At 62.7% G+C, this 19,941-nt stretch carries 16 protein-coding genes, 1 tRNA gene and 1 pseudogene; 11 read left to right on the top strand and 7 right to left on the bottom strand.

Going from position 1 to position 19,941, the window contains the following annotated elements; all coding sequences use genetic code 11:
• Nucleotides 1-89: 89 nt before the first annotated feature.
• Nucleotides 90-224 (top strand): DUF7128 family protein, encoded by a 135-nt coding sequence (locus HARCEL1_RS13855; protein ID WP_267894697.1) that lies wholly within the window; start codon nt 90-92, stop codon nt 222-224.
• An 18-nt stretch (nt 225-242) separates the two neighbouring features.
• Here HARCEL1_RS13855 and HARCEL1_RS03750 read toward each other — a convergent pair whose 3' ends face one another.
• Complete coding sequence (locus HARCEL1_RS03750; protein ID WP_108381257.1) at nt 243-656, bottom strand: DUF5796 family protein; 414 nt, start codon at nt 654-656, stop codon at nt 243-245.
• A 242-nt stretch (nt 657-898) separates the two neighbouring features.
• Here HARCEL1_RS03750 and tuf point away from each other — a divergent pair, with 242 nt between their 5' ends.
• The 4 genes from tuf to HARCEL1_RS03730 all read left to right on the top strand — a co-directional run bounded on the left by tuf (nt 899) and on the right by HARCEL1_RS03730 (nt 3,111).
• Nucleotides 899-2,167, top strand: coding sequence for a translation elongation factor EF-1 subunit alpha (tuf, locus tag HARCEL1_RS03745; RefSeq protein WP_108381256.1), 1,269 nt, complete (start codon nt 899-901; stop codon nt 2,165-2,167).
• Nucleotides 2,164-2,475 carry a 30S ribosomal protein S10 gene (gene rpsJ, locus HARCEL1_RS03740; RefSeq protein ID WP_233357434.1) on the top strand — a complete coding sequence of 104 codons (312 nt, stop codon included), beginning with the start codon at nt 2,164-2,166 and terminating at the stop codon, nt 2,473-2,475. Before tuf ends, rpsJ begins: the two co-directional genes overlap by 4 nt.
• Nucleotides 2,476-2,606: 131 nt before the next feature.
• A complete protein-coding gene (locus HARCEL1_RS03735; RefSeq protein ID WP_108381254.1) occupies nt 2,607-2,978 on the top strand; it encodes a truncated hemoglobin in 372 nt (123 codons plus the stop codon).
• 61 nt (nt 2,979-3,039) lie between these two features.
• Nucleotides 3,040-3,111: transfer RNA gene (locus HARCEL1_RS03730), tRNA-Ala, on the top strand.
• A 713-nt stretch (nt 3,112-3,824) separates the two neighbouring features.
• On the opposite strand, the gene HARCEL1_RS03720 is transcribed toward HARCEL1_RS03730, so the two are convergent.
• From HARCEL1_RS03720 to HARCEL1_RS03705, 4 genes are all read right to left on the bottom strand, one after another.
• A complete protein-coding gene (locus tag HARCEL1_RS03720) occupies nt 3,825-4,196 on the bottom strand; it encodes a hypothetical protein (protein ID WP_108381252.1) in 372 nt (123 codons plus the stop codon).
• A 96-nt stretch (nt 4,197-4,292) separates the two neighbouring features.
• Complete coding sequence (locus HARCEL1_RS03715) at nt 4,293-5,174, bottom strand: lamin tail domain-containing protein (protein ID WP_108381251.1); 882 nt, start codon at nt 5,172-5,174, stop codon at nt 4,293-4,295.
• Nucleotides 5,175-5,225: 51 nt separating this feature from the next.
• Nucleotides 5,226-7,220, bottom strand: coding sequence for an acetate--CoA ligase (gene acs / locus HARCEL1_RS03710; protein ID WP_108381250.1), 1,995 nt, complete (start codon nt 7,218-7,220; stop codon nt 5,226-5,228).
• Between the two features lie 114 nt (nt 7,221-7,334).
• Nucleotides 7,335-7,997: an aminopeptidase gene (locus tag HARCEL1_RS03705; RefSeq protein ID WP_233357396.1), complete on the bottom strand. Its 663-nt coding sequence runs from the start codon at nt 7,995-7,997 to the stop codon at nt 7,335-7,337.
• Between the two features lie 151 nt (nt 7,998-8,148).
• On the opposite strand from HARCEL1_RS03705, the gene HARCEL1_RS03700 reads away from it, so the two are divergent.
• Nucleotides 8,149-8,580, top strand: coding sequence for a helix-turn-helix domain-containing protein (locus HARCEL1_RS03700; protein ID WP_108384064.1), 432 nt, complete (start codon nt 8,149-8,151; stop codon nt 8,578-8,580).
• Between the two features lie 57 nt (nt 8,581-8,637).
• On the opposite strand, the pseudogene HARCEL1_RS13945 reads toward HARCEL1_RS03700, so the two are convergent.
• Nucleotides 8,638-8,727: pseudogene (locus HARCEL1_RS13945) on the bottom strand (type II toxin-antitoxin system HicA family toxin); the annotation flags it as partial.
• Nucleotides 8,696-8,941: a type II toxin-antitoxin system HicB family antitoxin gene (locus HARCEL1_RS03690; RefSeq protein WP_108381249.1), complete on the bottom strand. Its 246-nt coding sequence runs from the start codon at nt 8,939-8,941 to the stop codon at nt 8,696-8,698. The gene HARCEL1_RS03690 and the pseudogene HARCEL1_RS13945, both read right to left, overlap by 32 nt.
• 604 nt (nt 8,942-9,545) lie before the next feature.
• Between HARCEL1_RS03690 and HARCEL1_RS03685 the strand changes: the two genes are divergently transcribed.
• From HARCEL1_RS03685 to HARCEL1_RS03660, 5 genes are all read left to right on the top strand, one after another.
• Nucleotides 9,546-13,790, top strand: a complete 4,245-nt coding sequence (locus HARCEL1_RS03685) for a hypothetical protein (protein WP_159077007.1) — start codon at nt 9,546-9,548, stop codon at nt 13,788-13,790.
• Nucleotides 13,791-13,816: 26 nt separating this feature from the next.
• On the top strand, nt 13,817-15,127 hold the full coding sequence (locus HARCEL1_RS03680; RefSeq protein ID WP_159077006.1) for an outer membrane protein assembly factor BamB family protein: 1,311 nt from the start codon (nt 13,817-13,819) through the stop codon (nt 15,125-15,127).
• A 162-nt stretch (nt 15,128-15,289) separates the two neighbouring features.
• Entirely contained in the window at nt 15,290-16,600 is a 1,311-nt protein-coding gene (locus HARCEL1_RS03675; protein WP_159077005.1) for an outer membrane protein assembly factor BamB family protein, read from the top strand.
• Between the two features lie 798 nt (nt 16,601-17,398).
• Nucleotides 17,399-18,106, top strand: a complete 708-nt coding sequence (locus HARCEL1_RS13985) for a hypothetical protein (protein ID WP_233357395.1) — start codon at nt 17,399-17,401, stop codon at nt 18,104-18,106.
• A 62-nt stretch (nt 18,107-18,168) separates the two neighbouring features.
• Nucleotides 18,169-19,794, top strand: coding sequence for a pentapeptide repeat-containing protein (locus HARCEL1_RS03660; protein WP_108381244.1), 1,626 nt, complete (start codon nt 18,169-18,171; stop codon nt 19,792-19,794).
• Nucleotides 19,795-19,941: the final 147 nt, after the last annotated feature.

The raw sequence follows: 19,941 nt of genomic DNA, 5'->3' as shown, positions 1-19,941 counted from the left end.
TCGATCGACCGGCGTCGCCTTGGTCGCTTCGGAGTCGATGTCAGATCCCAGTAAAAAACGGTTTGTGGGTGCCCCACGCACGATCGACCATGGTCGAACGCGTCGAACGCGACGACGGCGTCTGGTATCGGTGTGAGGCCTGCGGACTGCTCTTCGACGACGACGGCGACGCCCGCCAGCACGAAGACAGCTGTGACGCCGAAGAGCCCTCGTACATCCAGTAGCGGACGGCGAGGGCGGCCCTACGCGGCGAGGAGTTCGTAGGACTGCTCGGTGCGGTCGTCTTCCACGAAGACGAACACCCGACCCGCGACGGCGTCGGGATCGGCACCGATGTCGAGCTGTGAGCCCTCGCGTCGGGCAGTCACGCCCGGCAGGATCGTCTGGGGGGTCTCCTCGGGAAGATACCGGCCGACGCCGCTCTCTTCGAGGACCGCGTGGTGGGTCCGCCGATCGGTGAGGTAAACGAGTGCGCCGGTCTCGCCGTCCGCGTCGGTCGCGAGCACGTGGACTCGCCGGTGGGCCGAGACCGTCACGCTCTCCTCGCGGGCCTGGGGGACGCCACGATACCGGACGGTCCGTCCGTCGTCGTAGGTGACCTCGACGCCGGAGTCGTCGATGGTGATCGGCAACGTCGCCGGATCGACTGCGCTCATACCGGGCGGTGGCGGGCGAGCGGCGTAAACGGACTGATCGGCCGACACTGCGAGCCGTCGGTTTCGTCTAGATCGGTCCACTCCCCCACGAGCACCCGTGGGCTGACCGGTCGGTCGAATGAACGGAAAACGCGCGGCGAATCGGGCGACGACGACCGTCCGCGGCGGGGCAGCGTATCGTAACCGTTTTAATTGCATTCACCGATAGTTTCCGTCACAGCGCCTCTGCGCGTGAGATACAAATGAGCGACAAACCACACCAGAACCTCGCGATCATCGGTCACGTCGACCACGGGAAGAGTACACTCGTCGGGCGTCTGCTCTACGAGACCGGCTCCGTCCCGGAACACGTCATCGAACAGCACAAAGAAGAAGCCGAAGAGAAGGGCAAAGGCGGGTTCGAGTTCGCCTACGTCATGGACAACCTCGCCGAGGAGCGAGAGCGTGGTGTCACCATCGACATCGCCCACCAGGAGTTCGACACCGAGGAGTACTACTTCACCATCGTCGACTGCCCTGGCCACCGTGACTTCGTGAAGAACATGATCACGGGCGCGAGCCAGGCCGACAACGCCGTGCTCGTCGTCGCCGCGGACGACGGCGTCCAGCCGCAGACCCAGGAGCACGTCTTCCTGGCCCGGACGCTGGGCATCGGTGAACTCATCGTCGCCGTCAACAAGATGGACCTCGTCGATTACGACGAGTCGAACTACAAGCAGACCGTCGAGGAAGTCAAGGAACTGCTCAAGCAGGTCCAGTTCGACCCCGACAACGCGAAGTTCATCCCCGCGTCGGCGTTCGAGGGTGACAACGTCGCTGAGGACAGCGAGAACACTCCCTGGTACGACGGCCCGACGATCCTCGATGCACTCAACGACCTGCCCGAGCCCCAGCCGCCGACGGACGCGCCGCTGCGGCTTCCCATCCAGGACGTCTACACCATCTCCGGCATCGGGACCGTCCCGGTCGGCCGTATCGAGACCGGCCAGATGTTCCCGGGCGACAACGTTTCGTTCCAGCCGTCTGACGTCGGCGGCGAGGTCAAGACCGTCGAGATGCACCACGAAGAGGTCGACAGCGCGGGCCCCGGCGACAACGTCGGGTTCAACGTCCGTGGCGTCGGCAAAGACGACATCCGCCGTGGTGACGTCTGTGGGCCCGCCGAGGACCCGCCGACGGTCGCTGAGACCTTCCAGGCGCAGATCGTCGTCATGCAGCACCCGAGCGTGATCACCGCGGGCTACACGCCGGTCTTCCACGCCCACACCGCACAGGTCGCCTGTACGGTCGAATCGCTCGACCAGAAGATCGACTCCTCGACCGGTGAGGTCGCCGAGGAGAACCCCGACTTCATTCAGTCGGGCGACGCCGCGGTCGTCACCGTCCGCCCGCAGAAACCGCTCAGCATCGAGCCCTCGGGCGATATCCCCGAACTCGGCAGCTTCGCGATCCGAGACATGGGTCAGACCATCGCCGCCGGGAAGGTCCTGAGCGTCGAAGAGCGCGAATAATGCAGCAAGCACGCGTCCGTCTGGCCGGGACGAGCCCCGAGGATCTCGACGACATCTGTGCGGACGTCGGTGAGATCGCCGGTAAGACCGGTGTGGAGCTGTCGGGTCCGGTGCCGCTGCCGACCACGACGCTGGAAGTGCCGTCCCGGAAGTCTCCCGACGGTGAAGGGACCGCGACGTGGGAGCACTGGGAGATGCGCGTCCACAAGCGGCTGATCGACATCGATGCCGACGAGCGCGCCCTTCGCCAGTTGATGCGGATTCAGGTGCCCAACGACGTCTCGATCGAGATCGTCCTCGAAGACTGAGTCTGGCGCAGGCACCGTCGCGGGGGTGGTGGGGATGGCCCCGATTCGTCACACAGTGCTGCTGACGCGCAGTTTTCCGAGATGATCACCGGGACCACCAGGTCTTTGCGCGCCCGCCCGCTGCCGAGTGTATGACCGAGAAGACGTTGTACGATCGCCTCGGCGGGGAGGCAGGGATCCGGACCGTCGTCGACGACTTTTACGACCGTCTCGTGGCCGATGAAAAGCTGGGGCCGTTTTTCGATGGGGCCGATCTCGACCGCCTTCGCGAGACTCAGACGGCATTTCTCTGTGAGGCGGCCGGTGGGCCCCAGCGCTACGACGGCCCGCCCGTCCGCGAGGCGCACCTCGACGTGCCCTTCGAGCCCGCTCACATCGAGCGGGCCATCACGATCCTCTCCGCGACGCTGGCCGACGCTGGCGTTCCCGAGGAGGATGCCGACCGCGTGGTCGGCGCCGTCGGAGCCACCCAGGCCGAGTTGCTGGCGACCGACGATGAGTGACGTCCGCATACGCACGACCAAACGGAACCCTCAAGTGCGAACCTGAATGAATATCGCGTGCGGGCTCGTAGATCAGTGGCAGATCGCTTCCTTCGCAAGGAAGAGGCCCCGGGTTCAAATCCCGGCGAGTCCACTCCCCTTCGTTCGCTGCGCTCACTTCGGTCAGTGGACTCGCCGACCCTCGCAAAATCAAAGATTTTGCTCAGTCCCGGCGTCCTCGTGAGCGTAGCGAGCGAGGGCTTGGAAGATGAGCGAAGCGAATCTTCCAGCGAGTCCATCGGAGCGACCGAGTTCTACGAGGGTGCGAGAATGGATGAGCCGAGCGTGAGCGCAGCGAACGCGTGGATTTGAACCCTGGAAGTCGCACGCCCGGGAGCGAAACGAACGGAGTGAGCGAGCACCCCGGACCGTCTTCCTCTGGTTCAAATCCCGAACGGCGGCGGAGCCGCCGTTCGACCTTCGCGAAGCCGTCGGCTTCGCTCAGTCCCGGCGAGTCCACTTCCTTGGCTCACTGTGTTCGCCCAGTCGTTCCCTCACCGACCGTCGCAAAATCGAAGATTTTGCTCAGTTCTGAGGGACGCATTCGCGTCCCTCAACCTTCGCGGCGACACTGTCGCCGCTCAGTCCCGGCGTCCTCGTGAGCAAAGCCAACGAGGTGGTTCGAGAGACGCCGAACGGCGTCTCTCGTCATGCCGAAAATCTCCGATTTTCGAGCAGCGCGGAAGATGAGCGTGGCGAATCTTCCAAGAAGTCCATTTCTGAACGAGGACCGCACTGCGAAGCGGCGCGTCCGACGTGAGGAAATGGCCGCGCCGAGCGTGAGTATCGCGACCGCGTGGATGCAGATCACGCCCAGTTGTCGGAATCTGTGACGAGGCCGGCGATCTCCACGGCCAGGTCGCGGGCCGCGGCGTCGGTGTCGGCGTGGATCTCGCCAGCGATCTGGCCCATTTCACCACCCAGACCGACACTCTCGGAGATCGGATCCAGCCCACCCGCCGGCGCGCGCCGCTCTCGGAGTCGCGCTCTCAGCGTCCGGAGCGCGTCCTCGGTGAGCGATCGGTCGAGGTGAGCCAGATCGTACCGGACGACGAACCCGCGTTCGCCGTTCCGGATCGCGATCGTCGGGCGAGACTGGTCGGCCAGATCCGTCCAGAGCGAGCGCCCCTCGGCCCGGGTTTCGTAGGTCGGGACGTCCGCCGGAGTGATCGTGGTCATACACAAGATAGTGCGGGCACACACAAGACCACGTGGGTGACGGTAGTCCGGGCGATACGGGGACAACACGACACCGATCGCGGCGGAACCCGAACGTCAATACAACTCCGCCGCAGCGATCGCGCCATCGCTGGTCTCGACGATCACCGTGTCGCCAGCGTTGTTCCAGACCGGCGAATCGCGCCCCCAGTAGCGTTCGCCCTCGGAATCGACGCCCGACCCGGTAAATAGCGTCACGCTGTCACCGGGATCGAGCACCACGCCGTCGGGGAACACGTAGGTTTTCCCGCTTTCGTCGCTCAGTTCCCAGCCCGACAGATCCAGCGTCTCGTTGCCCGCGTTCGCCAGGACGACGTACTCGTCGTTCAGATTCTCGCGGTCGTCACCCGCGGCGTCGGCGTGGATCTCGGTGACCTGCAGCGGCGTGGTCGATTCCTCGAACCCCCAGACGCCGACGCCCGCGTCGCGGGCCTCACGCTCCAGATCGGCAAACCCGTCGCGGTACTCGAACTCCGAATCATAGAGTCGGGCGTAGCCCTCCCGGAGTAACTCGCGGTTGAGCATCGCGTCGTCCACGTAGACGTAGACGAGCAGGCGGCCGTAGGAGCCACGTCGGTCGCCACCGACGACGATCTCGACCCTCCTATTCGCGACGCGCGATTCGACGTACTGGGTCGCGTTCGTCCCCCACGAACTGAGCCAGGCCCGCCCCGCGCGGTCGTCTGGGACGCCCGGGAACTCCGCCGGGTCGACGCCGACGTGGACCTCGGGGGTGTCGACGCCGAGCAGGCGCAACGTGTCGGGCGTTCCGTCGGCATAGGTGACTTCGAGGGTGTCGCCGTCGACGACGCGCTCGACGGTGACGGTCGTCCGATCGGACGGGATGGTGGGCTGAGCCGTGGGCGTCTCGCCGGGCGAGACCGAGACCGTACAGCCCGCGAGGACGACGATCGCGAGGAGAGCGAGCGTGCGCTTCACAAGACCGGATGATCGGGAGCTGCCCTGAAGGTTCGGGTGACGGCAGGGGGGTCAGGACTCCTGGACGTGGGTTCGGATCTGCTCGGGGACGCTCGGATCGCGGAGCGTCGTCGTATCGCCCAGCGATTCGCCGTTCGAGATGTCTTCGAGCAGGCGACGCATGATCTTGCCCGATCGCGTCTTCGGGAGGGCGTCACAGACGATGACGTTCCCCGGGCGGGCGAAACTGCCGATTTCGGACTCGATCGCTTCGACGACCGCCTCCGGAATCGCGGACGGGTCCGCACACTCGGCCCGCGGAACGACGTAGACGTCGGGGACGGAGCCTTTCTGTGGGTCGTCACGCGCGGTGACGGCCGCCTCGGCGACGTCCGCGACGGTCGTCGCCGCCGATTCGAGTTCCATCGTCCCGATACGGTGCCCGGCGACGTTCATCACGTCGTCGAGCCGACCGAGAATCCGGAAATAGCCGTCAGAGGCCTGGACCGCGCCATCACCCGCCTTGTACACCCAGTCGTCGGGGTCGTCGGAGTCGGTCTCCGAGAAGGTCGCCCAGTACTCGCTGACGAAGCGGTCGTCGTCGCCGTACACCGTCTGGAGCATCCCCGGCCAGGGCCGTTCGATCACGAGATTGCCCGCCGTGTCGCTGGCGGGGTCGACGGGGTCGCCCGCGCCGTCGTAAATCGTGGGCTGGACGCCCGGCACGGCGTGCCCGGCGCTCCCGGGTTTCATGTCCTGGATCGCGGGCAGGTTCGTGATCATGTGCCCGCCGGTCTCGGTCTGCCACCAGGTGTCGACGACGACCGCGTCGCCACCGCCGACGTGCTCGGCATACCACTGCCAGGCCTCGGGCTGGATCGGTTCGCCGACGGTCGTCAAATGCCGCACGTCGACGTCGTACGGATCCAGGTGGTCGGCGCCCCATTTCATGAACATCCGGACGGCCGTCGGTGAGGTGTGGAAGATATCGACGTCGTAGCGCTCACAGAGCTCCCAGGAGATCGCCTTGTGTGGGTGATCGGGTGGCCCCTCGTACATGACGCTGGTCGTCCCCAGCGCGAGCGGGCCGTAGACGATGTAGCTGTGGCCGGTGATCCAGCCGATGTCGGCCGTACACCAGTAGGTGTCGTCGGGTTTCACGTCGAGGACGTGTTTCGCCGTCCAGGCGACGTGAGCGAGATACCCGCCAGTGCGGTGCTGGCAACCCTTGGGTTCGCCAGTCGTCCCCGAGGTGTACATCACGAACAACGGGTCCTCGGCGTCGCGGCTGACCGGGTCGACCTCCCGGCCCGCACAGTCGGCCAGACAGTCCTCGACGAGGACGTACGGGTCGTCGCTCTCGATGGTGACCGAGTCGTCGAGGGCCTCGTCGCGGTTGAACAGCAAGACGGTCTCGGGGTCGGTCTCGGCCAGGTCGAGCGCCTCGTCACAGGTCGCCTTGTGATCCAGTTTCTCGCCGCGGCGGTAGTAGCCGTCGACGGTCACGAGCACGTCACTTGCGGCGTCGTCGAGCCGGTCGGCCAGCGCCTGGGCCGAAAAGCCCGCGAACACCACCGAGTGGGGCGCACCGATCCGGGCGCAGGCGAGCATCGTCACCGGCAGCGCCGGGATCATCGGCAGGTGGACGGTCACGACATCGTCTTCGGCGACCTCGACGCTTTCGAGGACCGCCGCCATCTCGTTGACGCGCCGGTAGAGGTCCTGGTAGGCGATGCGCTCGCTGTCGCCGTTCTCGCCCTCCCAGACGAACGCCGTCTGGTTTTTCCGATCCTCCAGATGTCGATCGATGCAGTTGACCGACGCGTTGAGCGACCCACCTTTGAACCACTCGTAGAAGGGTGGGTTCGAGTCGTCGAGCACCTCGTCCCAGTGGTCGTCCCAGTCGAGGAGGGCGGCGAACTCCTCGAAACAGTCGGGATAGGTCGCCTCGAAGCGGTCGTAGATCCCTGGATCGGTCGCGTTGGCCTGCCCGACGAACTGCGTCGGCGGGCGGACGTACTCCTGATCCGAGAGCTGTGTTTCGAGTGTGGCGTCGTCTCGTGGCATGTGGTGACAGCCTCCAGCCGACAAATCGATGGATCGATCATGAAGGTTCGCCAAGCGGAAAATGTGCGCGAGCAGGCAGGGACGACACCCTCGGGGGCAAGGGGAACGACCCGCTCACGGAATCTCGCGGACCGCATCGGGCAGGTCGTCCTCGTCGGACCAGGTGAGAACGTTGTCGCCGGCCGCCGCTTCGAGCGCGGCCAGATGTGAGGCCGCCATCCCGTTGTCGTACTGCTCGCGCATCTCCGCGTCGGTCTCGTAGATCCGTTTGAGCAACCAGAGCACGTCGCGGACGTGGCGCTGGTGGTGGTACAGATAGCCGAGTTCCCAGACGTGCCCGCCGTCGAAGTCTTCGAGGACGCCGACGACGTGCGAGGCCATCGCCGAGAGGATATCGAACGCCGGGGCCCAGAGGTCGATATCGTCGTCGGTGAGTCCGAACGTTTCGAGGCGGACCGCTGCGGCCATCGGCCGCTCGTCCAGCTGTCGGCAGACCTGTCGTCGCCGGCGGCCCGGCCCGTCGGCAGCGCCGCTCCCGACGACCAGATACGTGGTGGCAGCGCGGGCGAGGTCGTCGAACCGGTCGTGACCGTGGAGCGCGTCTTTCAGCCGCTCGTGTTGGTGTGGGGTGACCGAGAGCTGGTCGTCCGTGACGACCGCGCTTCGATCGACGCCGTCGATGTAGTCCGCGTCGGTCTCCGTCTCGTCGGACCCAGGGTCGTCTGGCTCCGTCTCGTCGCTCGCCCCTTCGCCCCCGGCGTCCCCGTCGTTCAGCATACGACTCGGAGGGTGTGACGGGGGAGGGGTATAGGTATGGGATGTGAAACTGGTTGTGGAACTAGTTGCGGAATCAGTTGAGGAACCAGTCGAAGAATCGATCGATGCTGAGGACCGAGTGTTTATGGTGGCGACGGCCGTATCGATTCGCATGCACCCTGGCGCGACGCGGACCGGTGGCGACGCCACCCCGACGGGGGCCACCGACGAGTTCGACACCTGGCTGGCGCTGCAGCGGGCCACCGACGACACACGCGCGAATCTGATCGCCGACATCGTCGGCCACCCAGCGGGCGCGCCGAGCGTCGCGGAACTCGACTATACGAATCCGAGTCTCGGGACCGACGCGATCCGTCGCCATCTCGGGATCCTCCAGGACGTCGGCGTCGTCGAACAGCGGGTCGTCGAACCCGGTGAGCGCGTCCGCGGGTATCCCTATACCTTCTACGCGATCACCGACGCGGCGCGGGCGCTGTTCGATCGGAACGACCTCTTCCCGGTCGCAGCCTGGCGACGCCAGTACGACCGCATCGAGAAGACCAGCGAGATTCGCGACCTCGAATCGATGCCGCGTCCGGAGTGACCGAGTCGGTGCGACGCGCTATGTGTCGAAGCGGACTGTCCCGTATTCCGTGGGCCATCAGCAGTGCTCGTCGATCCACCGGCACCACTCGTGAAAGTCGTCGGCACCGCACTGATCAGCGATCGACTGCAGCGTGCCCGTCGGGATCGAGCCCCCAGTCTTCGAGGTCCTCGTCGGTCACGGGTTCCCCACCGCCCTCGTGGAGTGTCAACGCCTCGGCGAGCATCCGCAACGCCTCTGCTTTCGTCTCACCGAACGAGGCCACTCCAGTCTCCGTGTCACGGGCGGTGATCGACCCGTCGTCATCGTGGATGAACTCCACCCCCTCGTCGTCGGAATCGTCGCGGGTCCGAGTGGCCATGTGATTGGATTGGCGACACTGGCGGAAAACCATTCGGCCAGAGCCCAGTCGCCGGTCGTGGTGTCCGCGGAGTCGATTCCGTTCTCCCGGTGTTGCTCGTCGGTCGGTGGATCGCGCTCGTATTGGAGTGCCATTGTCCCGTCGAGGACGGCGTCACGCACTTCGAAAAGACTCGGAGGCCGACCGCGAATCGCCTCTCCCGCGAAAGCTCGGTCACGGACCGTGTCGGTGACGCCGATATGGGCGCAAAACGCATCTACCACCGCGAGGCGATGGCGGCGGGCAACTGGCTCCGATACGCCTGGCTCTGGCTTCAGAAGTGGACACCTTCGGCCATAGTCAGGGCTCCTCGCTCTTTTCGAGGCGGGCTAGTCTCAGGATTCGTCCACTCGTTCGACAGTGATGGTCAAGTCACCGGACGCGTAGAGGGCCTCGAAGTCAACCGCGAACGCGTCCGACCTGTAGCGGCGTGGAGGCACGGAGCAATTTGAGCGACCCGACCGCCTTGGATCCAAAATCGGATGACTCAGGTCCGGCCGTCCTGAGCCAGAAGACCGTGTCCGGACTTCATAAACTTAATTAATGGATACACACCACTAAAAATATGGTATCGAGACGGGTCTTAGGAATCATCCTCGTAGCCCTCATGCTCACACTTGCAGGCTGTAGCAGTACTGGGGGCGGAACTGGTGAGAACGGTCCCGACCGCGAGGTCGACATTGTGAATGCGGACACACTCAAGTCCGGAGTCAGTCCGGGCCAAAATGCGACGGTGAAAGCCGAGGTCAGCGACGAAGAGAGCATTGAAGCGGTTAATCTCTCGTACACGGCCTACAACCAGAGCGGTGAACTAGCCCAGCAGTCGCCCGAGAGCTCTCGTGTCTCAGGACCGCGAGTCAACTGGCCGCCGGAGGGAACCATTGAAATGGAGAAAGAAGGCTCAACATATGCTGCCGAACTCCCCGGCTTTCCTGCAGGCTACACGGTCGAATTCGATGTCGAGGCGGACTACGGCCAAGAGACTGTCGTGCAAAGCGCTGAGTACACTGTGTCTTTCGGCGAGACTATTGACGGTCCTCGAGACGGCGAAGAAGTGAACCTCCGTAACTCGCCCGTCACAGTGGACATGGGATCTCTCTATGGCGCAACGCAAGTCTCACTGGTGTACAAGCGCCACGTGGACGGGTCGACAGAGGAAAAGGTCGAAGTACTCAGTTCGTCGTCGCATGGAGTCTTGACCTCAAGTCAATACGAAACTGAGATCAACAACCTCGGACCCGGCAAGAATCCCGAAGAGTTCGACATCGAATACTACCTGAAAGTCGAATACGGACCTGACGGAGAGCAAACGTACACTAGCGAACACCGCCGTTACACGTTCAAAAATACTGACGAGGAACTCCTCTACATCCCGATCAAGGCGCAGGAATCGACCCAGCCCGACGCGAGCGTCGACGACATCAATGAGTCAGCGCTCAAGACCAATCGGTACTTCCACTTAGAATCCCGTGGAGACGCCTCGCTCCGCCACGAGACGCTTCGGGCGGATACTTCCGATGGGTACCACGTCCTCCCTGACGAACCCATTAATTACCTCAAATTCGATGCGGAAGAAGATAAAGAGACGTCGACGTTCACTCAGAACGGGTCTGAAGTCGAAGTCATCGAGATCGACTACTCGTACGATCGGCGGGCGATTCTCTGTGACGCGGCACCGATGATTACCGACGAGTACGACGTGAACTTCGGCGACTACGAGGCGATCGTCTGGTCACGGAGCAAGTTCCCCGGGAGCGGAACGCGGACCTACTGGACCACTGAAAACGAAACGCTGACACTCCCGAACGGGACGGTGGTCGAAGGCAACGGGAGCCGATACCTCGTGGATGAAACTAGAAGGTCTGGGCGAGCCTATGCCTCGGGACCATACGCAGACTGGAACTGCCCGGGCCGGCTGATCGGCGATGGCAATCGTCACGTTCAGATCGGCGCTTCAAATAGTGACGGCGCTCCAGAGAAGTATGGCACCTATGCGCACGAACTCGGTCACGCCGTGTTCGGCTGGGACGACTACTATGGAGTGACGAAAAACGAGGAGGGGATCGTCGGTCTCTACGGACTGATGGGATCGGGGAACTACCGATCGGAACACCCCTCGCAGGTCATGGCCTATCACAAGCTGAAAGAGGGGTGGGTCCCTGGCAAGACTCTCGACGATGCGAACCTCAACGAGGGTGAGTCTGAGCAGACGTTCCTGCCATATGCTGCCGATCGTGACACTGTCTCGCCGGATCATAGGGCACTGAAGTATGACGGATCCAACTGGATCGATTTGAGCATCTTTGATACATACTACGTCGAGGCCAGGGATTTACCGAATGAAGCGCTGCCGGAACAGGAATCTCTTAGAGAAACTGAAGGGGGGTTATTAGTCTACGGTGCCGATGATAATGTTGTCAACCTCGTCCAAAGCACTGAGGAAACAGGCATAGAGGGCTGGGCCCAGAAGGCTACGATCTCGCCTAACAACTACAACACAGCCGTCTACGATCCTGATCTGGGAGTTGAAATCGGTCTAACCGAAGATCCCCGCGCTCCCGACGACGGGCTCTCGGTTAATGTCTCGAAAGTCCAAAGCGAGAACTACCAGGGTGTCAATGTCTATACCCGTGTAGACTGTGAGAACATCACGGGGAACGTCAACTCGGCACTCAACGCCTGTGGGAGCGTCAAGGATCAGAACTCGCCCAAAAACTTCACCGCACCCAGAGTTGGCGTGCTCGCTCACACCGAAGCCGGCACGGTCGGCGTCACTGCGAACGGGACCGTCGTCAATGAGGTCCCCGGCGGGACGGTGATCGACGCCGGGACGATGAAGAAGGTCTACCTGCCGCGCAACTACAGCGCCCGGTACGAGGTCAATGCCTCCGCGGTCCCGGAAGCCGCGAACGTATCGCTGACGACGCAGACAGTAACGCGTGATGAGAACGGCACGCGCGTCGCGTCGGCGGTGGACAACGAGACTGTCGCCGGCAATCGGAGCGTCACCCCCGAGACTGCGCGGCTGTCAGTGACGCCAGACGAGTGGGACGCCGGTCGTCACCGGACACTCGGCAGCAACGAGACGCGACTTGCAGTGCGCAACACGGGCGTCTCGTCGGCTACCAACGTCTCGGCAACCACTGACTCCGAGGTGGTCGACGTGGCCTACGAAGACGCCGACACGCTGGCACCGACCGAGTGGCACAACGGTTCGATCGACGTCGACGTCCCCGGTGGGACACCGGTTGGATCTTACACCGCGAACGTGACGGTTACAGCTGAGGGAACCACTGGCCAGGTCAGCGAGACGGTCCAGGTCCGCGTCGACGTGTTACCGACTGTGCGCTGGGAGGCCACGACGACCGACCGCCGCACGCACCTCTCGACGACGACCGCCGTCGACGTGAACGTCACAGTGAGGAACGACGAGAGTTCGAACGTGCCCCTGCGCGACGTCCAACCGGTCGTCGACGGGAACGTGACGCGACTGAACGTCACTCCGCCACAGTTCGTCGAATCGCTGGACCGCGGAGAGCAGACGACCCTGACGACGACGGTCGCTGTTCCCGAGGAAGGGATTCAGGAAGGGAGCTACGATGGCACCGTGAACGTGGAGCCGCTAACCCGGTACGGGCGCCACTTCGAGTACCCGGTCGACGTGGACGACGACTACGTTGTGCCCGCTCCGGAGAACGCCTCAGTCGATGTCTCGGTCGAAGCCCACGGTCCGAGCGTCGATGCCAGTGCCGAGTTCCATCCCGAGCGGCAGGTCGCGATGCGCCAGGGGGCCAGCACGCAGCGTGTGACTGTCGACGTGGTGGACAATACCCACGACGTGCCGACCGAGCAGATCCACGTTCGCTCTGAGATCCCTGATGGGTGGTCCTACAAAGGAAACAACCCCCAGAAACAGACCAAGGTCTGGATCGTTGAGGGCACCAAACACGACACCCCCTCCGGACACGCCGGCAAACGGGTAAAACTCGGATCCGACGAATTTGACGTTGACATCGACGAGGGGACAGTCGTGCTTGAGATCGATGACGTCGCTGCGACGAGCTTCGGGCGGCACATGAGCCCCTCGGACGCCCTCGAGTTCGAGTTCCGGTTGGGGAAGGATCGCCAAGCCAGCGAGTACGGGTATACGGCGCCGGTCGATGTCGCGACGACGAGTCCCGTCGGCGTGGGCAGGCTCGATACGCCGGTCGCAGCAATCGACGTGTTCGATCCGCGTGACGGCCATACTCCTGGCCCGCGTGCTGCTGTCCCGGACCGCGTTCCGCGCGGTGCCGTCACCCTCAATGAGGATGCCAACGGGACTGAAGCAACGCTCGTCGCTGAAGAGTACTACCGGTTCCAGAGCGACGATCAGGAACTCGACTGGCTCAGGTTCAGCCTGGTTGCAAACGACACTGACCAGACGGTCTCCACGGTGTTCCTGCCCGTGAACCGTTCGAACAGGTCCGTCGAGGTGCCCGTGCGCCGAATTCGTGACGACGGAGCGGTGGTGCTGCCAGGTGTCGTGTCGAACAACCTCCGTGGCGCGATCTCGAGCGAACTCCGGAACGGCGCACCTGTCGACCTGGTCCTCGACAGGGCCCGCGCGACCCGACCACACGACTCGTTGTCGGTTGCCGCCAACCAGTCTCACGTACAACTCGTGTCCGACGACGAGTCGATCCGTGTCGGCGTGAGCGAGCGGCCCGACCCCACTGATCCCGACGTCCGAATTCCGGTTCGCGTTGGCCCGAGTGTCTTCGACTCACCGAAGGCACGTGGCCGAGCACGGAGTGCCCCAAAATCATGAGTAGCGGGGGGCCCTCAGTTGGGCCGATGCGCCGTCGAACGCTGCTCGCTGCGATCACCGCCGGCCTGTCCGGCTGCCAGGTGATCCGAGAGACGACGCCGACCCCGACGACCGACGATGAGCCCACCGAAACGCTGGCGATCGACCTACCGGCCGACGGCGCTCTCGACGGGTGGCACACCTACCGCGGGTCGGTGACCAACCAGGGTCGCGCGGCCGGCGTCACGGGACCAGGACCCACCGTGGAGCCAGCGTGGGACACGGCAGTGCGCTCGGGCGGCGACGATCGGTACCTGTCGGCCGCTGGTGGGGTCGTCTTCGTGGCCGGCGAGCGAGGCGTCGAGGCCATCGACGCGGCGGATGGGACACAGCTTGCCGCGCAAGTCACGCCGGGCCACGAGATCACGACCGAGGCCGTGCTCGTCGACGGGCGACTGTATGGAGGGACGAGTAACTCCGGGTTCGTCTGTTTCGACCCGACGACTGGTGAGACGCTCTGGAAGGCCCGCACGAGCAAAATAATCCATCACGACGACGAAGAGATTCCGATCCCAGTCACTTCGACACCTGCAGTCGTGGGAGCCCAGGTCTACTTTGCGGATAGAGGTATGAATGGGGGTGTCGCATTCATTCGCTGTTACGCGCCTGATAGTGGGGATGCGTGTTGGCGGGAATGGCCGAATATCGGGTCCCTGGGGATGGGACCGCCACGCGTTGTGGGCGACCGGGTGTTATTCGATGAGGGTACCGAACTGGTCGCGCTGTCACTCGAAGACCAAACTGTCGAGTGGCGACTCTCGTTCCCGGAGACAGACCGTGTGAACGGACATCGCCGGTCGTTGGCACCTGCCGTCGCCGAGGGCGTCGCGGCAGTCGCGACAAACAGTGGACTCGTTGGTGTCGATATCGACGCGGGAGAGCGCCAGTGGACGATCGAGACACGCAATTACGGAGTGGATTCGACATACCTCGTAGCCACCTACACGCCAGCGATCCACGACGGGACCGTCTTCGCGGGGTTCAGCGAGGGTCAGTTCGGGGCGTACGACCTCGCGAGTGGCGAGGAACTGTGGAGCGCCACGCCGGATCAGTTCGCCGTCTACTGGACGGCACCGGCCATCGGCGACAAATGTGTCTTCGTCGGTGCTCAAGGCCCACTGAGTCCGCTGCCCACTCCCAAAGACCGCGATCCCGAGGATGCCCGTCTGTACGCCTTCGACCGGGAGACTGGCGAGCAGTACGGACCGTGGACACTACCGGGCCACCTCCGACACCCGGTCGTGACCGACGATTCGGTCGTCATTGCGAGTGGGGGCTCCCTGTACGCCTTCGAGTGACTGGGCGAGCGACCACAGTTCGGCCACTCCTTCCGAACGGAAGGACGAAGCAGGCCATTGTCTGCGATGAAGAGAATAGTTGGGGCCACAACGAATAGCACGGCACAGACACCCAATGTGATTTACCAACCCATGAGTAGCGGGGGGCCCTCAGTTGGGCCGATGCGCCGTCGAACACTCCTCGCTGCGATCACTGCCGGCCTGTCCGGCTGCCAGGTGATCCAACAAGAGACGACGCCGACCCCGACGACTGAGGACGAGCCGACGGAAACGGTGGCGATCGACCTGCCGGCAGACGGCGCTCTCGACGGGTGGCACACGTTCCGCGGATCGGTCACCAATCAGGGGCGCGCGGCCGGCGTCACGGGACCAGGGCCCGCCGTGGAGCCAGCGTGGGACACGGCAGTGCGCTCGGGCGGCGACGATCGGCTTCTCTCGGCTGCGGGTGGGGTCGTCTTCTCGGCTGGGAAATGGGGCGTCGAAGCCATCGACGCGGCGGATGGGACACAGCTCGCTGCGCAGGTCACGCCGGGCCACGAGATCACGACCGAGCCCGTGATGGTCGACGGGCATCTGTTCGCGGGGACGTGGGAGTCAGGGTTCGTCTGCATCGACCCGACGACTGGTCAGACGGTATGGCAGGCCAGCACGAGTACACTCACCCATCATAACCGGGAGAGACTGATCCCAGTCACGTCGACCCCTGCGATCGCGGAAAACCAGGTCTACTTTGGGAATAGTGGCCCGGAGGGAGGTGGCGCATTCCTTCGTTGTTACTCGATCGAGGGAGGGGAGACGTGCTGGCGAGAGTGGCCAAATGTCGGCTCCCTCGGGGTAGAGCCGCCCCGGGTCGTGGGCGACCGGGTGCTGCTTGACGAGGGTACCGAACTGGTCGCGCTGTCGCTCGAGGACCAAAGCGTTGAGTGGCGGGTCCCGTTTCCGGAGACGGACAGATCGAATGCCAACTATCGACCGCTGGCACCCGCCGTCGCCGAGGGTGTCGCGGCAGTCGCGACAAACGGTGGACTCGTCGGTGTCGATATCGGCGCGGGAGAGCGCCAGTGGACGATCGAGACGCGGAGCTACGCGCCGGATTCAACATACCTCGCGAATACGTACACGCCAGCGATCCACGACGGAACCGTCTACGCCGGGCTCTGCGACGGGGGTTTCGGCGCTTACGACCTCGCGAGTGGCGAGGAGCAGTGGACCGCCACGCCAGATCCGCCCGTCATCTACTGGACGGCACCGGCCATCGGCAACGGATGTGTCTTCGTCGGCGCTCAGGGTCCGGAGAATGTGCCGTACAACCCCGGCGATCGCGACCCGGATGACGCCCGTCTGTACGCCTTCGACCGGGAGACTGGCGAGCAGTACGGACCGTGGTCGTTGCCGGGCCACCTCCGACACCCGGTCGTGACCGACGATTCGGTCGTCATCGCCAGCGGAAACTCCCTGTACGCGTTCAACTAACTTGGTTTGCGATCAGAATACGACCGTCCCCATCGAATCGTCAGGACGGGCTCTCTCCTTTGGGCCGGGAAAATCATCGGTCCAGTTCGTATTGGTGTTTCGTTGGGACTGGTGAGTGGCCACTCGGCGCCCTCGTTGCACTGTTGACGGTCGATCTCACTTGGTGAGTTCCCTTTGGCCTTATCTGCTGGCCGCTTGGCTGGCGTTTCGGGCTGAGCTGTCGGGTGACAGTGACAGACTGGATACGATCAATGATCGCTGCAATTCGACAGAGGTCTCGGACCAATTTCCCCCGGCATGGTTGCTGTCTGGCTCAATGACGGCCACGTTGTTAACCAACGAATCTCAAAACTCTACACAGTTTGTTGGTTAAATATCGTTGAGCCCCCACTACCCGAGGACGGGGCCGTAGCGAGCTGTGCCACATTTTTGGCACTCCCAGATCGGTTGTCCTGACCACGTCTCGTCTGGGACCGATTCGTGGGTCTTGAACCGATGCTCGGTCGCCTGGCCGCAGTGCTGACAGTCGAGGCGCTTTCCCCTCGGTCGGGACGAACGCTGGCTGCCCGATTCATCTTCGGGAGCTGTCTCGCTCAGCGCCATCGCTGGGACCAGCCACACCGCGTTGTCGGCATCGTCGAGGACCTCACTGAGGCGAGACTCATCGTGGATCCCGTGTCCAGACTCGTCGTAGAACTGCGTCGGGGCCTGCTGATTGCACTTTTCGTCGTCTCCTCCGTGCCATCCTGTTCGATCGCGAGCGATTGTGAGGTGTCGCTCGCTCACCTCTGAGTCCACGTGGATCGCGTCGGTGACGCCTACATGGGCGCGAAGCGCGCCCAGCACCGCGAGGCGCTGGCGGCGGGCGACTGGCTCCGATACGCCTGGCTCTGGCTTCAGAAGTGGACCATCGGCTACGGCGAGCGCCCGTGGCGACTCGTCGCCGCGTCGATCCTCGGCATCGCTTTCTTCGGAGTCCTGTACCCGATCGTCGGACAGATCGACCTCACCGACGGCCCGGAGAACCTGATCGGCGCGGGCTATCTCTCCGCGGCCGCCGGACTGGTCCCTGACACCGTCGCGTCCGCGCCACTCGCCGAGACGCTGGCCCACTGGGGATCGGTGCTGCTGACGAGTCTCTACTTTTCGACGGTGACGTTCACGAGGCTCGGGGGACATCCAGCCCCACGGCGCGGCGGCGAAGGCGCTCGCAGGGATCGAGTCGTTCGCCGGGGCGGTCGTGCTCGCGCTGTTCGTCTCCGTGCTGGCGCGGACGATGATGCGGTAGGGCTCCGAGCAAAGTCGTTTGGGGGGCCTCGCAGTGATCGTTCAGGCGGCCTCAACGCGAGCGGGCGCTCATCGAGACGCTGGCGCACCAGCGATAGGTGTGGCTGTTGGTGTCGCGGTGTCCGGGGCGGGCTGGATCGGGGCGGTGCAGCCCGCCAGGAGGACGATCGCGAGGAGCGCGAGGGCGCGTTTCACGGTGGAGGTGTCGGGCGGTGGTGAGGTGAAGGTTCGGCTGGCGGCGGATCGGTAGGCCGAAGGTGGAGGGTTGCGAGGCGGTCGATATGAAATCATTTGACGACATATGCGGATTTAAGATACCCGCAGATGAGATGACATTACCCAATAATATAAAAAATATTGAAAGTGTATTCGATAACAAAGCTTGTCCCCGTGACCCTTGGCGAGATGGGCGGTGTATTTGGCACGCAGACGCCGAAGAAAAGAGTCGGGGTAATATAATTGCGGGATTGAAAGCTGAATCAGATGGGAATGAAAAAGGATCCGATCTTTACGTGGAATCATGGGGATCACTGCATGGCGCGAAGTTATCCGATATTGACTTATCGTATATTTCCTTCAAGAATGCAAAATTAAATGATGCCGACCTCTCAGGTGCTGATTTGAGTGAATGTGACCTTTCCGGAGCTATTTTGACTGGTGCAAATCTATCGGATGCTTGCTTAACATCAGCAAATTTATCTGGTGCAGATTTGACGAACGCAAATATTACTGAAGTGTACTTTCATAACGCTAATTTATCTGGGGCATATTTATCGAATTTAAGTTTCATAGATATAGATATGTCCTCTACAAATTTAAACAATTGCCAATGTTATGGCTCGTTGTTTTCGAAAACGCGTTTGACCAATACAAATTTATCCAACTCTAACTTGCTACAATCACGTTTTGAAAAGTCTGATATGAAATTTTCAAACTTAGAGGGGGCAAACTTGGAAGGAGTAAATATGTGTGAAGTTAATCTCAAAGGGTCAAGCCTTGTGTCTGGAAATGTTTCAGAAGCAACTATTCTGGACTGCAATTTCACTGGTGCGAACCTGAAATCGGTGGAGTTTGACGGAACCAACTTAGCCGGTAATTACCTCTATAGTGCCCGATTGCAAGATGTACACATTTCGGATCGAACCATTTTCGAGGGCCCACCGGGGGATTGGATTGATGGGGACCCTGTCAATATGGGCGAGAGATGCCCTGAAGAGCGCCTCAGTGATCCTGACCTCTCGATCTTCGAACGCATCTGTCAGGGATTCAAACAAGCTACTGCCTTTTACCAAATGGACGGGCCCGACACAGACGAGGACGGCGTCTCATCCTTCGAGAAGGCCAGGAACGCCTACCGCGAACGTGAACGCCTCTATCGCGAGAACTCTCTCACGGACCGAATCAGCGAGGCCTACGTCGGTGCGAAACGCGCGGAACAACGGGATGCCTTAGCAAAGAACGAGTGGCTCTCGTATCTCGACCTGTCTGCTAGGAAGTGGCTCATGGGGTACGGTGAAAACCCATGGCAGTTGATGTGGGTCTCCGGGTTTGTGATCACAGTTTGTGCGCTGTTCTACCCATTTATCGGTGGCTTCCGGGTTGGCGACGATCTGAACCAAACCGTCGCTGTCTCGGTCAGGGCGCTGCTGTCTGATCTGGTTACGTCCATACTACAGTTCAATGTCGGGGCCATCACGAGCGTCGATCCGATCAGTGCCATAGGTCAGGTCCTTTCGATGGCATTCACCACGGTCTACTTTAGCGTCGTGACGTTCACAACGCTGGGCTACGGCGATATCCAGCCGCATGGGAGGCTCGTGAAAACACTCGCGGCTGCCGAGTCGTTCGCTGGCGTGGTGATCCTCGCGATGTTCGTCGCCGTGGTCGCCCGGAACAAGATGCGGTAAGGATTCGGGCGAAGTCGCAGGAACGTCGCGGTGATCGTCAAAGTCGGCCTCAACGCAGTCGGGGCGCTTGTCGAGCCGGTGGTACACTGAAGAGCGGTGCTAGCGAGTCTCTACTTCCCGACGGTGACGTTCACGACGCTCGGGGGA

Origin of the sequence: Halococcoides cellulosivorans, assembly GCF_003058365.1 — an archaeon.
Taxonomy (GTDB): Archaea; Halobacteriota; Halobacteria; order Halobacteriales; family Haloarculaceae; genus Halococcoides; species Halococcoides cellulosivorans.
The sequence above is the reverse complement of the archived record's forward strand: the minus strand, read 5'-3'. Positions and strand labels throughout refer to the sequence as shown.